The sequence below is a fragment of the Arthrospira sp. PCC 9901 genome (assembly GCF_059013425.1).
In genome coordinates, this window is sequence record NZ_CP102296.1 from 4,120,470 (window position 1) to 4,134,706 (window position 14,237).

14 protein-coding genes and 1 pseudogene are annotated in these 14,237 nt (G+C 44.9%); 5 read left to right on the top strand and 10 right to left on the bottom strand.

All coding sequences use genetic code 11. The annotated features are described in order from the left end of the window. Positions 1-2: 2 nt before the first annotated feature. Entirely contained in the window at positions 3-1,010 is a 1,008-nt protein-coding gene (dusB, locus tag NLZ44_RS18365; protein ID WP_006669735.1) for a tRNA dihydrouridine synthase DusB, read from the bottom strand. Positions 1,011-1,284: 274 nt separating this feature from the next. Between dusB and NLZ44_RS18370 the strand changes: the two genes are divergently transcribed. Continuing rightward, positions 1,285-2,202 (top strand): vitamin K epoxide reductase family protein, encoded by a 918-nt coding sequence (locus tag NLZ44_RS18370; RefSeq protein ID WP_493750711.1) that lies wholly within the window; start codon positions 1,285-1,287, stop codon positions 2,200-2,202. A 72-nt stretch (positions 2,203-2,274) separates the two neighbouring features. Here NLZ44_RS18370 and NLZ44_RS18375 read toward each other — a convergent pair whose 3' ends face one another. Next, positions 2,275-3,558, bottom strand: coding sequence for a serpin family protein (locus NLZ44_RS18375; RefSeq protein WP_493750712.1), 1,284 nt, complete (start codon positions 3,556-3,558; stop codon positions 2,275-2,277). Between the two features lie 156 nt (positions 3,559-3,714). Here NLZ44_RS18375 and NLZ44_RS18380 point away from each other — a divergent pair, with 156 nt between their 5' ends. Genes NLZ44_RS18380 through NLZ44_RS18390 form a run of 3 tightly spaced genes read left to right on the top strand, consistent with a single transcriptional unit; the run spans position 3,715 to position 4,889 of the window. Further along, positions 3,715-3,909: a hypothetical protein gene (locus NLZ44_RS18380; RefSeq protein WP_071776832.1), complete on the top strand. Its 195-nt coding sequence runs from the start codon at positions 3,715-3,717 to the stop codon at positions 3,907-3,909. A 53-nt stretch (positions 3,910-3,962) separates the two neighbouring features. Next, positions 3,963-4,487: an SMC-Scp complex subunit ScpB gene (gene scpB, locus NLZ44_RS18385; RefSeq protein ID WP_006669738.1), complete on the top strand. Its 525-nt coding sequence runs from the start codon at positions 3,963-3,965 to the stop codon at positions 4,485-4,487. Positions 4,488-4,535: 48 nt separating this feature from the next. Further along, positions 4,536-4,889, top strand: a complete 354-nt coding sequence (locus tag NLZ44_RS18390; RefSeq protein ID WP_006620345.1) for a DUF760 domain-containing protein — start codon at positions 4,536-4,538, stop codon at positions 4,887-4,889. A 43-nt stretch (positions 4,890-4,932) separates the two neighbouring features. Here NLZ44_RS18390 and NLZ44_RS18395 read toward each other — a convergent pair whose 3' ends face one another. The 3 genes and pseudogenes from NLZ44_RS18395 to NLZ44_RS18405 form a co-directional block, all read right to left on the bottom strand. Next, positions 4,933-6,147, bottom strand: a complete 1,215-nt coding sequence (locus NLZ44_RS18395) for an HhoA/HhoB/HtrA family serine endopeptidase (RefSeq protein ID WP_048895391.1) — start codon at positions 6,145-6,147, stop codon at positions 4,933-4,935. A gap of 36 nt (positions 6,148-6,183) precedes the next feature. Beyond that, positions 6,184-7,299, bottom strand: coding sequence for an RNA-guided endonuclease InsQ/TnpB family protein (locus NLZ44_RS18400; RefSeq protein ID WP_493753031.1), 1,116 nt, complete (start codon positions 7,297-7,299; stop codon positions 6,184-6,186). After that, positions 7,256-7,864 (bottom strand): annotated as a pseudogene (locus NLZ44_RS18405) (IS607 family transposase). The gene NLZ44_RS18400 and the pseudogene NLZ44_RS18405 overlap by 44 nt, the downstream one beginning before the upstream one ends. A gap of 219 nt (positions 7,865-8,083) precedes the next feature. Between NLZ44_RS18405 and NLZ44_RS18410 the strand changes: the two are divergent. After that, positions 8,084-8,977 carry a LysM peptidoglycan-binding domain-containing M23 family metallopeptidase gene (locus tag NLZ44_RS18410; protein WP_493750713.1) on the top strand — a complete coding sequence of 298 codons (894 nt, stop codon included), beginning with the start codon at positions 8,084-8,086 and terminating at the stop codon, positions 8,975-8,977. A gap of 11 nt (positions 8,978-8,988) precedes the next feature. Here NLZ44_RS18410 and NLZ44_RS18415 read toward each other — a convergent pair whose 3' ends face one another. The 5 genes from NLZ44_RS18415 to NLZ44_RS18435 form a co-directional block, all read right to left on the bottom strand. Continuing rightward, a complete protein-coding gene (locus NLZ44_RS18415; RefSeq protein WP_006620349.1) occupies positions 8,989-9,399 on the bottom strand; it encodes a hypothetical protein in 411 nt (136 codons plus the stop codon). A gap of 116 nt (positions 9,400-9,515) precedes the next feature. Further along, a complete protein-coding gene (locus NLZ44_RS18420; protein WP_493750714.1) occupies positions 9,516-11,573 on the bottom strand; it encodes a sensor histidine kinase in 2,058 nt (685 codons plus the stop codon). Positions 11,574-11,971: 398 nt separating this feature from the next. Continuing rightward, positions 11,972-13,039: a Gfo/Idh/MocA family oxidoreductase gene (locus NLZ44_RS18425; protein ID WP_493750715.1), complete on the bottom strand. Its 1,068-nt coding sequence runs from the start codon at positions 13,037-13,039 to the stop codon at positions 11,972-11,974. 321 nt (positions 13,040-13,360) lie between these two features. Continuing rightward, entirely contained in the window at positions 13,361-13,714 is a 354-nt protein-coding gene (locus tag NLZ44_RS18430; protein ID WP_493750716.1) for a phenylpyruvate tautomerase MIF-related protein, read from the bottom strand. Positions 13,715-13,724: 10 nt separating this feature from the next. Further along, positions 13,725-14,204, bottom strand: a complete 480-nt coding sequence (locus NLZ44_RS18435) for a flavin reductase family protein (protein WP_006620443.1) — start codon at positions 14,202-14,204, stop codon at positions 13,725-13,727. Positions 14,205-14,237 lie beyond the last annotated feature (33 nt).

Here is a 14,237-nt window from a genome sequence, read left to right on the forward strand (position 1 = left end):
AATTATTTGAATATGGCGATCGCCCCATCGAGCAAATCACATCCCTGCTGAACCGTCTCCACCTTAGCCAGTTGTTCCCGCAGTTCATTTGCTCCTGGGAAACCTTTAGCATACCAAGTCATGTGTTTACGAGACTGATAAATACCACGCTGACCTTTGTACACCCAAAGTGCTTGTAAATGTTCCTTCGCACATTCTAAACGTTCAACCACCGTCGGCGCTGTCTTCATCTGGCCAGTTTTCAGGAAATAATCAATTTCCCCCACCAAAAACGGATAACCCAGAGTTCCCCGAGAACACATAACTCCATCAGCGCCAGTTTCCTGTAAACACTGAACCGCCGAGGACACCGAGACAATATCCCCATTAGCAATTACTGGAATCGATACATTCTGCTTGACCCTAGCGATCCATTCCCAGTTAGCTTTCCCTGTATAACCCTGAGCGCGAGTGCGTCCGTGAATGGTCAGCATTTGCGCTCCCGCATTTTCCATGCGTTTGCTAAAATCTAGGATATTGATTTCGTCCTCATCCCAACCTAAACGAGTTTTTACAGTGATGGGAACTGATACAGCTTCGTTAAGCGATCGCACTATTTTCTCAGCGATTTCCGGTTGTCGTAACAGCGAAGAACCGCCGCCATTTTTAGTAATTTTATTCACCGGACAACCCATATTCACATCAATAGTATCCGCCCCTTCTTCCACAGCTTTTCGCGCCGCCTCCACTAAAAAATCTGGGCGACAATCAAATAATTGAATACTAATCGGGCGTTCTCCTGGGTCAATTTCCATCAGAATTGGTAACTCCCGCACATGAATAATTTGGGAAGCGTGTACCATCTCTGTATACATCATCGAATTGGGAGCATAGCGCCTCACCAAGCGCCGAAATACCAAATCTGTCACCCCTGACAGAGGCGATTGTAACACCCTACTGTTTACCTCTAATTTACCAATTTTTAGGGGTGAGGATAGCCGTTCTTTTAATTCAGCAGATAGGGCAGACATAGCAGGCAGACAATTAAGCAAATCAAACTTTCATTATACACTAATATATAATAAACTGCAATCATTCATAAATCCTTGGGGCGGTCATTTACCAGCCAGCCACAGACAACCGGGAGGGGTTTCTGTGGTAGATGAGACCCCGTGGATCAACCCCCACTGTTATAGTTATAGGAGTCGCCATACCAGATTACAATCTAAATTGTTACAATTATATCTCTTGTGGTTTACCATACCGCCATCATTCCCTGGAACCTCTAATTAGGAGAAATTACAGATGATTCAAATGCGTAAGCGTTCAACTCCCTGGATTCAACAAAAGTCACGTTTGATTATTGCTGGAATTGGTGCTTTTGGTGCTGCTATTACCTCTTATCTAACCATACAAGCACTACAGGAAGGACCGACTAGCTGTCCTACAGAAGGCTGTGAGAGTGTCCTAGATAGTCCCTATGCGGAAGTTTTTGGCTTACCTCTGGCTTTGTTTGGCTTTCTGGCTTATGTCTATATGATTGCTATGGCGGTTATCCCACTATTGATTAGTTCAGAAACTCAGACAACTTGGCGGAAGAAAGCCGAAAATTACACCTGGATACTGATGTTTATAGGTGGGTGTTCTATGGCGATTTTCAGTAGCTATTTGATGTATATCATGGCTTTTGAAATTCAATCGATTTGCTGGTTTTGTATCGGTTCGGCGATCGCCTCTTTCAGCCTGTTAGCATTAACTATTATTGGCCGTAATTGGGAAGATATCGGTCAACTGGTTTTTTTAGGTGTCATTGTCGCTATGGTTACTATAATTAGCACTCTGGCTATTTATGCTCCCATTAATAACCCCTCCCTCACTGATGGTAGTCAAAATTCTTACAATATCACCTCAGTTTCTAATCCAGATAATATCTCCCTAGCTCAACATTTAACTAATGTGGGTGCTGCGATGTATGGTGCTTACTGGTGTAATTTCTGTCAACAACAAAAACAGTTATTTGGTAGGCAAGCTATCAATTATCTTACCTATATTGAATGCGACCCCGCTGGAGAAAACCCCCAACCGGATCTGTGTCAAGCTAAGGGTATTCCCGGATATCCAGCTTGGGAAATTAACGGCGAATTACATCCGGGGTTAATTTCTTTAGAACGTTTAGCTGAATTAAGTGGTTACACGGGTTCCCGTAATTTTGGGAATTCCTAAAAAAGCAGCTTGGTCGGGTGCGTCAGAATAGGTCAATCCCAATCATTACCCAATTCTTAAAAACTGACGCACCTATAATTCTGGGTCTACAATAGAACCCATAAATAAAATAGTGCGAGTTTGATTATCGCGAATGGCTACGAAAAATGGACGATTTACCACCATTGAGAATGGTTCAGTTATGGAGGGGGTACTTTCTGATAATATCGTAACTGAAGTGACAGCAGCGGCTTCTGTTCCCTCCTCATTAACCTCTACAAAAGTCTTATGTTTAACCTCAGAAATGCGTACATTGTTATCTAAAGTCATATTAGAAAAATCAGCTTGATTCGGGTGAAAAGCTATATCCATCCCCATGGATTTCAAACTATCGTTTAAACCGACTTCATACTCCAGTTTAAACCGGGGGAGTCGGAGCGAACCTGGTCGCGATCGCATTTGATTAATCCACTCTTCCCACTGGGTAGCATTCAACCGTGTATAAAAGCGATCAATGCTCACATTTTCACGGGGGAGAAATACATATAAACTAAATCTAGCATCATCACCGTAGGGAATGCTAATCCCTTGAAAATCAGAGTTTTCTAGATACAAATAATTACCAAATTTAAACATCAGGGGATGAATTTTCTGGCTACCATCAATCAGGGTAAAAGGCTGTGATTCGGTGCGTTCTTCGTCAAATTTTTCCGACCATCTCCCCTTAAAATATATGGCATTAATTAGATACAGAATAGTTTGATTGGGGATAGTTTGGACAATCTGAGCAATTTTGCCATTAGTTTCCTGTTTAACCCAATCATTAATTTGGGATGGCGTATCAGGACTACTAAAATCAACTGCTGTGAGTTTAGCCTGATAAAACTGATTTACCCTATCCAGAAAATCTGGTAAGAAAAAAGCAGATTCATGTAACCACAGAGAATTAGCAATATTAATTTGCACATCTTGATTAATGGCTGAAATTGAGTTATTGAGAGCCAAATTTGCCTGATTGAGTTCTGCTAAACTGATACCCTGAACTTGCAAAGTTTCAGCGATCGCCTCTTGAGTAGTTCCCGCCGCTCCATTATAGGTCATAGCCATAGCATTAGTAATACTCGCCGGAGAAATAAAAATATTTTCCTGACTTTGATGCTGATAAACATGATCAAACAGCTTAAACGCAAAACCGGTGTAAGCCGCCGCGACTTGGTAATTAATCCTCATATTTTCCGTAGTTTGATGTGCGCTTAAATCCGATGTTAAATGGGAATCTGGAATTTGATCAACAGCCCAACCACTGACTGCCACCATGACAGCCGTGGCTATTAATAATCCGATGTATTGGGAAGAATTAGCCCATAATTTTTTCATAAAATAACCTCAAATCATTGGGCAGCGATCCTGTCTAAAGATCTACTATTATTGATATCTATGTAGTCATCAAAAATCCGCCAATTATCGCATCCAAATATCTCTCTCGATCCCAGCCTTAGCCCCAGCCAGGTAGGAGTTAAGGTCCCAGGGGAGTTGGGGGGAGTCGGGGAGGACTCAGCCATTTCTGTAGTGAAGGTGGAAAAAGCGATCGCGGTTAGGGGGGTAAGAGATGGGACAATTGCTGCCCAAGATGCCACTAATTTAACCTTCATAGAGCCAGTAAATAATGATTATTTGTTAACGGAAATTGCCCTAGGGAGGATAATTTATGCTATCATGTGGCTATAATTGTGGCATAGTTCCCAACTTAATGGGAAATGTTATAAAGTACCGACAGTTTTATGTCCATTAGTCTCCCAGCTAAGATTGAAGCGATTTTGTACCTGAAAGGTCAAGCCTTGTCCTTGTCCGAGATTGTACAATTAGCTCAATGCGATCGCGCCGAAGCAGAAGAGGCCATAATTCAACTAATGTCAGATTATGCCCACCGGGATACTGCCTTAGAAATTGTGGAAACCAAGAAAGGTTACAGCCTGCAACTGCGCCAAGCCTACGGGGAACTAATGCACACCCTAGTACCACCAGAATTAGGTGTAGGGGCTTTACGGACTTTAGCAGCGATCGCCCTTAATGGTGGCATTACCCAAACCGATCTCGTAGAATTACGAGGTTCGGGGGCTTATCAGCACGTTCAGGAACTGGTAGAATTAGAATTTGTCACCAAACGACGACAACCCCAAGCCCGTTCCTATTGGTTACAGGTAAGTAAAAAATTCCATCAATACTTTCAACTAGACCAACTTCCCCAGCAACTGTCGCTAAATTTAAAAGCAAATTTGCCCGAAGATACCACAGCATCCAGTTAAATCGACTAAACTAGAAGTAAAGTACAGCAGACACTAACAAGTCACCTCATGGTTTTTAACTCCGACTTTCATTCGTCTAATGACCAAGAAATCTCTGAGAACCCCCTGTTGCACTATCTACAACATCAACATCCCGATGTTTTAGCCCACATTGCTCAATCAGCCAGTCCAGAGATCAAAGAAATAATTTCCCGCAATGTCCAAGGTCTGGTAGGCGTTTTACCCTCAGATGACTTCGACGTACAAATCACAACCAATAGAGACAACCTGGCTGGCTTACTAGCTTCAGCCATGATGACTGGTTATTTTCTCCGTCAGATGGAGCAACGTATGCACCTGGAGGAAAATATATCCAGGACCGCGTCTTCGCGTTCCCAATCAACTAAACCAGAACGGGATTAACCGGATTAACCGGATTAACGGGTAATAGTAATTTACCCAAAAATCAGTCAACTCCTGATAGGGCGGAGTCTGGAGCTGCAGCCATCTGCACTTTCATGGTTTCGGTTTTTCCAAGGCGGTCAATCTCAATTTCCAACTCTTGTCCCACTAGGGTCAATTGTATTTGCTCTTGGACTTGGGTGGGGGTGCTAACCGGGGTTCCGGCGACTCGATTAATGATATCTCCCCGTTGAATACCAGCATTAGCGGCGGGTGAACCTTCGACCACCCGAACCACCAACACTCCCCGATCCTTAGTCAGTTTAAGATTAAGTTGCTGATCCATCTCGTCCTTAATGGTGGGGTTAAGGGCTACCATTTTCACCCCTAGGAAGGAATGGTCTGCTCTTCCGTTATCAAATAATTGATTAGCAATTCGCAGGGCGGTTTCAATAGGGATAGCAAAGCCCAAACCTTGAGCATTAGAACGAATAGCGGTATTAATGCCAATAACTTGACCCCGATCATTTAACAGGGGACCTCCTGAGTTACCAGGGTTAATAGCAGCATCAGTTTGAATAAAGCGCACCCGTTTATTAGGGATACCGACCTGAGAACTCGATCGCCCGATCGCACTAATAATTCCCACAGTTACGGTATTATCCAAACCGAGGGGATTACCAATAGCGATCGCCCACTGACCGGGAATCAACCCCTCAGAAACACCAATAGGGGCTGTAGGTAGGTCTTGGGCTTCAATTTTGACCACAGCAATATCAGTTAACTCATCGACCCCCCTCACCTGACCTTGAAACACGCGACCATCGTTAAGAGTGACACGGACTATATTAGCCCCATCGACCACATGAGCATTAGTAATCAGACGACCATCAGAACTGATAATAAATCCCGAACCAGTTCCCCGCTGCAACCGTTCAGAGTCCTGGGGAATGCGATCGCCAAAAAATCGTTTAAACAGGGGATGATTCAAAGCATCTGGTAAATTCTTAGAAGCAGTCCGCACAGCATCAATACGAATAACCGAGTGTCCTACCTTTTGTACAGCTTCAGCGATAAAATTGGAATTACTGCGAGCAGCAATAGGACTCTGACGGTAGTAGGGTTGAGTTTCCGGGGACACTTCTCGAACCACGGGGACGGCGGGAGAATTAGTCACCAGATGATTAGCATACAAATAGCGACCACCGATTAAACCAGTACCGCCCCCGATCGAAAGTAGGGCCAGATACACGGTTAGCTGCCTAAAAGATAAATCCATGTTTAAATATTCCGACCGGATCGATATCTGATACATTTACGCGACATTTATCCGGCTATTGCCGGACAATGCGACGATAGCACTATTACCCGTTAAGGTAACAGAGGCGGTATCCCGCAAAGCTTTTAGAAAGATTCCCAAAGCACCGTTCCAGTCCCTGGGTAGAGTGAACCCACACTCCGGACATCGGAACACTTTTGAGCCACCTAGCTGGGAATGCACATGACCACAGTGAGTACAGGTTTTGCTGGTGTATTCTTCCGTCACATCTACAACTGTGGTTCCAGTTATTTCCCCTTGATGTCTCAGGGTTAGTTTGAATCGATAATGCGCCCATGTCAGCATGGCGCGGGCAGTCTTAGACCTGATTAGACGCTTCACCTTGGCAACCATATCGGAAGTCTCGAAGGTGGGCAAAAAAATTATGCTGTAGTTGTGAGTCAAGTAGTGAGCAATTTGTTTGTGGGCTTCATCAACTAGATTGCGGATTTTGGTTCTCATTCGTTGAGCCGCTTGCCTCATCCGTCGCCTCCTTGAACGACAGGGTTCCTTGGCGATTCGGCTGATCAAATCATCCAAATGTTGACATAGCCTAGTAATGCGTCCTATATCCCCGGAGCCAAATTCCAGAAATCGAGAGCCATCAAACCCAGTTATGAAAGTTCGCACACCCGGGTCTAATGCAATTACGCCAGTAGCTTCAGTTGGGGTAACGGCAACTGGTTCAGGGAAAATCGCCAACCATCGACCTTTGGTAAACACCAACTGAGTCCCTTGCCCGCAAGTTTTAGGGATAGCTGAGGAAACCATGAAAGTTAATCCTTTCGTTAGTCTTGGATACCAACTCCCTGAAGAGAAATTAGTATTATTGAACTTCATCCCTTGAGAGCTGTCACGACAACTTCTAAACCTGGCATCAGGACTGGCGCTCAAAGCCTGATAGGCATCAAAGATGGCATTTTGCCGAATGTGGCAGGGTGTTTCTTTGACCCATTCGGGTAAGTCACTCTGCATCACTTTATTGCGTAACTTTAACTTGCTTAGTCGTTTACCACTCCGGGATAATGCAATTGCTTGGTTGTAGCAATACCGACAAGCAGCCAGCCATTTACGCCAGACTTGATTTAGCTCGGGGCTGGGGTAAATCCGGATCTTCTTTGACCTGAGTTTTGTATTTACTCCGTCGGTATAATCGGGAACTGAAGCAGTGGAGGATGGCGAGGATGTCCTCAACCATTTCTGGTTCTGGACTGAGACTTGTCTGGTTGAGAACCATGAGTGAGCACTTGTTTTGCTCACAGAGCCATCGAAACAAGTCAAATCCCCATATTGCCAATCGGTCTGGGTGGGCAACGACAACCATGCGGACATCTCCTGACAAATGATGTCCCAGTAAGGCCAGCATTTTCTTTCCCTTGAAGTTGAGCCCGCCTCGGATTTCTGAGACGACTTCTGCTTCGGGGTAGAGGTTGGACAGTGCGGCCACCTGTCGGTTGAGGTCGGACTGCTGGGCGTGGCTACTAACTCTGGCATAGATAACGACTTTGCGTTTGTCACTGCCTGATTTGGCAGCAGTATATCACTCAACGTTGTATCGTCGTTGCCCAGCGGGGGTTCTGATGGTCTCGATTGAGCCATTGGAGTCCCATCTGCGGAGTATTCTTTCATCGACTCCAAGGATTTGGGCCGCTTCCTTGGGTTTGACATATCTGGCAATAGGTTTATCCTCAACTCTTCTCGCTTATTATTTTATTATACCGTATTGCCCTAAAATGTTAACCTAATTTGAGATTAAATCATGCTCTCAATCAAATGAACCCCCAGCCATCAAGCTAAGTTCCTTCCCTCAATTCTAGCAACTGTATCCCAGCCTCGGCTATATTAAAGCCAATATTGCCCGGCTGCTACCATGAAACAAAATTAATATGGACTGAATATGATCTGCAAGTCAGCCTTTATCTCTGTTATCCTCCTAGGTGCGATCGCCCCTGTGGGAGGAGCTAACGTATTTTCCCAGGAAGCGCGAGAAGTTTGTCCACCTCCGGTTTTATCCCGTGTGCAACGTCATCGTGTCGCCCCAGGCGAAACCCTAGAAACCATTGCGCGACAGTACAATTTAATTGCTGCTACCCTCATGGGTATGAATCCCAGTTTACGCGATGGTGTAGTCTCCGTCGGACAAGAGATCCTGATTCCCCCCTACAATGGCATTCAGATAGAAGTAGAACCCGGTCAGACCTGGGTGGATGTAGCCCGCGCCCATAATACCAGGGCGGATGTAATTTTTGAAGTCAATGGCTGTCAACCTGAACCCAGGGTAGTATTTATTCCCGGAGTCAACTGGGCACCTGCGCCGCCAGTTACTCCCTCCCCTAACCTGTTATCTAGCCATCCATTACCAATTATGACTGAGGTACTGTTTCGCTATGGGTGGCAGTTAGATCCTGTTAGTGGTCAAGTAGTATTTCATGGAGGTATTGATTTATCCGCACCTACCGGAACTCCTGTTTTAGCTGTAGGTAAAGGTGTGGTAGCTTTTGCTGGATATAGAGAGGGCTATGGTAATCTGGTGGTAGTTAATCACGCCCAGGGAAAACAAACCCGCTACGCTCACCTTTTGGAAACGGTGGTTGACACCGGACAGCAAGTAGCATTAGGGGAAACTCTAGGATTAGTGGGTCAGACGGGCCGACCAAGTAGCGATCGCCCCCACCTTCATTTTGAAGTCCGCTATAACTCCAATTTAGGATGGGTTGCCGAAGATCCTAGTCCTTACTTAAATATTCAAGAAGCAGACAGCCAGTATAAACGCCGAGTCCGCCGACAATAGGCTGATTAAATTTAACCCCCTCGACTCCCTCCTGCACCTCTAAATGTAGCGCCGCGACCACCGGAACCAAAACCACCTCGTGTCACACCACCAACAGAGGGACTTCTACCTCCAGGAGTGGTATTACGAATACCTGCACTAGATGGAACAGCACGAGGGCTAGAATTAAAGCTACGATAGTAATAGTAGCGACCCCCGCGATGTTTATAGTAAGGACCATAATGGTAACCTACGGGGTAGGAACCATCGGTAATTGGTTCACATAGATCAGCTTCACCCCATTGTTGATGACAGTCCTGAAGATTTCTATATACTTCTCGTCTTTTATGGTAAGAGGCGCAGGCTTCCAGACCGACTGATGCTATCAGGACTAGGGTGATAACTGCTGTTCTTTTATATCTGCGAAATTTAATTTTATCCATGATGAGACTCAGAAATTTGGCTTTGACATACTCCTAGGCGAAATCTGAACACAGTATAATGAGGACTATTTCTTTCTCTAGGATAACCAATGATCCGTGCCAGACCAAATTATGAGTCAACTTTTAACTTTCTTTTTAGATTTTCTGGTAGTCTTCTGATTTTGAGAAGGTGGTGTTGCTGCTTGTAAAGTTGGCATAGCGATAGTAACTGTAGTACCTTGGTCATGTCCGGCGCTGTCAAGTTTAATACCGCCACCCATCATTTCCATGAGACGACGCGCGATCGCTAATCCTAAACCCACTCCTCCCGACTCCCTAGTGGTGGAACCATCAACCATCACGAAAGGCTGAAATAGTTGGCTTTGCTTCTCTGGGATTACCCCAATTCCTGTATCAACAATAGTTACAATTACCTGTTCAGATGCTTTGATAATCTGACCGGAATTAGAAGCGATCGCATTCCCCCAATTCGGGAAGCGTTCAAGTTTGCTAGAAATGGTGATACTACCAGCTTTGGTGAACTTGACAGCATTATTAATAATATTGATAAAAACCTGTTTAAGTTTATCTCGGTCTGCTTGTACTTCCAGAGGTTCAGGGGATAACATTAAGTTTAAATCTAAACCTTTCTGCTGAAGATCCAGAGTTTGTAAAGCGATCGCCTCTTGGAGAATCACCCCCAAGTCCGTCGGTTCCAAAAATAAAGATAGTTGACCCTCCTCAATCAAAGCAATATCTAAAATATCATTAACAATATCAAATAAATGCAGAGCCGAGTCATTAGCCATCTGTAAATATTCCATTTCCTCATCGCGATCGTCACAAAATCCTTCCTGAATCAAATTCAGGGAATTAATAATGCCATTAAGCGGGGTTCTTAACTCATGGGATATAACCCGCAAAAATTCATCTTTTAGCTGGTTAGCCACCCGCGCCTCCTTAGTCGCAAAAGCCAAGGCTTGAGCGCGAGACTGCAAACGATCAACCATGGTCCGCAAAGCCTGAGCCAACTGCTCAACTTCCCGGATTTTCAGATTTTTGGGAACCTCTACATGGGATTCAATGCTGTTAACTTGCAAAGCATAATCTCGGAGTTTTTCTAAAGGACGCGCCAAATCCCTAGATAGATATAATGCTGCACTAATAATCGCTATAATTAAACTCAGAATTAGCACAACTAAAACCGAATTAATATCCTTTAAACCATAGAGAGCATCATCTAAACTCGCCACCGCCAAGATGACCCACTGACCATCATTATTCTTGGGAAAAACCGGACTTTCAATAGCATGATATCCCGCCAATAATTCTTCCCCATTTTGTTCAAAAGCAAACAAATGAATAAAATTAGTACGACCCGCCAACGCACTACGCAGTAAACTCTCTAGCCGCTGAGAATCAGCGTGATCTCTAATATTCAATCCCACAGACTGCAAATTAGGATGAGCCACAATAGTTCCAGCTTCATCTAAAATTACAGTCGAACCTGTTAAAGATTTCGGGGTGTGTTCACCTCTGAGTAAAGAATAAGACTCCAGACTTAATCCATAACGGAGTCGATTAACTTCTCCATCAGCAATATAAACCGGAGCAATAGAAATTAAACTTAGTTGATTATTTTGGCGGCGAAGTAAAACTCTACTTCCCTCTGGACTATCGGACTCACTATCATCGAGATGTTGGGGAAAAAAGCCGTTGTCAGCCTCTGTAGTTCCCACATTAATAATATGAGCTTCCGACTGACTCACAGCCCAGTTCTGAGATTGAGTAGCAGACCATAAATTCTGGGGAAATTGAACCCGCGCCCCCTCGCCACAGGTACTAGCTACTATCTGATTGGTTTCCAGATTAGTCATTTGCAGACAGTTGACCTCAAAAGGTAATTCGGAGACGACCTCTTCGAGAAAACCTTGAAAATTCTCCTCTTCTCCAGACTGCAAAACGGAACTGTGAGCCACTAAAATCAGACTTGATCTCAAGGACTTCGCCCATTCATCAATACCCGCAGCTTTTTTCACTGCACTTTCAGTTAAGTTCAGACGAGCCGTTTCTAGTAAGGCTGAACGAGCTTTGCGATAGGTCACATATTGTCCAACCAACAACACCGGAAGGCTTAACAGCAAAATCCGGGATAGCAGAAGACGGCGAAATGAAGATTGACCGCGTTTAGGCATAATTCACATCAAACAGAGGTGCTATGGCTCAGGGCTGCCCAATTCTCATAGTAGCGCGAACCCTGGAGTTATGAATCACTTGACAAATCATCGGGTTCTGATTTGGGACTGAAACTGTGACTATAAACAAGGGTACAAGCCCCGTCCTTTTCTTGGGAACTCCCCGCGAGCAGTCCTCGACTACCTGCTGGACTACCTATAAGCGATGTTACCTCATGCCAGGGGGACAGACAAAATCAGCCAATCTGCTACAATCAGCAACTTTCCTCTAATTAAACTTGACCGGAGAACAGATATTTTCAGTGGGGCGGTAATTCCAAGCGGTCAAGAGACTTTTCTGGCTCCCTCTGGGAGACCGAGAGAGAGCCACTCGGTGGGTCTGTTTTCCGGGGGAGCTATCAACCGACTTGAACCGTCGGGGAGTTGATAGGATATGGTAGTTCTCCCGCCGACCAGACCTGACCATCCAAAGCCATTTGTTCAATCAAACTTGCTAATCGCAAGGCTTTTAAGGCTTGTTCTCCCCCTACTGACGGCTGATTTCCACCATGAACGCAACTGACAAAATGCTCTAATTCCGCATGGAGAGGTTCAATATTGCTAGTGTGGACTTTTTCAATTAATCCATCCTGACGATAGAGAATCTGGCCATAGTCAGTCACATAATCGGCCGTAGTTTGGCGGTGTATTAAAATCTCATTATTAAGGAAATCTGCTTCCGTGAGGGAATTTTTACAATGAGCTACAATAGAGCGCAATTTCCTGTGGGTGACTTTACTAGCGATGAGAGTGGCAATAATGCCATTACCAAAACCCAAAGTAGCCGTCACATAGTCAAGATAACCGGAATTTGAAGCACGACTGCCACTAGCAGTTAACTTCACCACCGGGGCGGGGACTAAATCCATTAACAAGTCGATATCATGAATCATTAAATCCAGCACCACGGACACATCATTAGCCCGGTGGGAGTATGGACTCATGCGATGTGCTTCTAAAGCCAAAACTTCCTCAGTTTTCAAGACTTTACCAAGTTCAGCAAAGGCCGGATTAAACCTTTCAATATGTCCGACCTGTAGGATGCGCTGATATTCTGCGGCTGCATTGACTAAAGACTCTGCTTCGGAAATACTAGCAGCGATCGGTTTTTCAATCAACACATGAACTCCGGCCTTGAGGCAAGTCATTCCTACCGAGTGATGTAGACGGGTGGGAACCGCGACACAAACCGCATCCACATATTGCAACAAATCCCGATAATCTTCAAAAAATCGAACCTGGTATTTACTGGCTGTGTCGAGTCCCCGTTCCACATTAACATCGGAAACTCCCACCAGTTGTACATCCTTGAGCAAACTGAGAACCCGCGTGTGATGCTGTCCCATATTGCCAACACCAATTACCCCAATCCGTAGAGGGTCTAGTTGACCTCGCCCTACACTAATGCTTGAATATCCTGTTGACATCCTATTGAGCACTCCTGGAATCTCCTCCACCACACACAAAAGGCAATTAAGCCGTAGGGGAAGGTTCACCAATAATCTGGTCAAGATAGAGGATGATTGGAGAACCCGCCCGTACTCGGACAAATCCACCCAGATACTATCACAGCATCAGATTTTGTACAGAATTTCTCTAAAGAAACCCGCCACCTGCAAAACCGACTTTCTATGACGGGGGACGAAATATAATCAAAACTGATTCCCTCTCCCACCGGGAGAGGGTTGCCAATTGCCGTTAATTTCACGGCGGGTCTGATGTCAACTGTTAACGATCTGTTAAGTCACCTAGCCGAATGTGCTACCATTCCAGCCCCACATAGTCCGGGGTGCATCAGCAAACTCAATATATATGCGATCGCTGGGGACACCTAAAGCCTGATTAATTTTTTGGCAGAAATCCTGACTCATAGCTTTAGTAGTGGTTGGGGTGATGTTACCAATACTTTTGATTTCGATATAGCATACCGGGTCCGTGGTACCGCCAAAGGTCATAGGAACATCAGGTTCAAAAGCAGTCATCACATAGGATTCGGGTTTACTTAGATGTTTAGCCAGGGATGCTGACAAATCCTTGAGTAAACTTTCAACTTGGGATTTTTCCGGTTGAGAAACCGATGTTTTGACTTTAATCAATGGCATAAATCCTGTTTTAACCTCCGTAATTCCATCCTGTACTCGCTAAGGAGAGAATTTCCCCTTCTCGGTGAACTCCAGCCGCGATTACTTCCCCGACGAAAACGGAGTGGTCACCTTTTTCGACGCTACCAACTACATTACACTCGATGTAGCCTAGAGAATCTGAGAGAATGGGGCAGCCTGTTTCTCCTAGGTAAAATTCCAGGTCCTCGAATTTGCTACCGACTAAACGCTGGGGCTTAAAGAATTTTTGGGCAATGTCTTTTTGTCCCAATTCTAAAAAAGTCAGGGCGAACACACCGCTGGCTTTAATCATGGCGTGGGACCGGGAGTCATTGCGAACGCAGTTTACCACTAGGGGTGGTTTAAAGGATGACTGCATCACCCAACTGGCGGTAAAACCATTGATTTCGTCTCCTTCTTTGACTCCACAAATATATAGGGCGTGGGGCATTTTTCGGAGAATGGTTGTTTTTGCTTGTTCGTCTAGCATGGGTTTTTCAGTCTAGGTCTTGTAGTTTTTAGT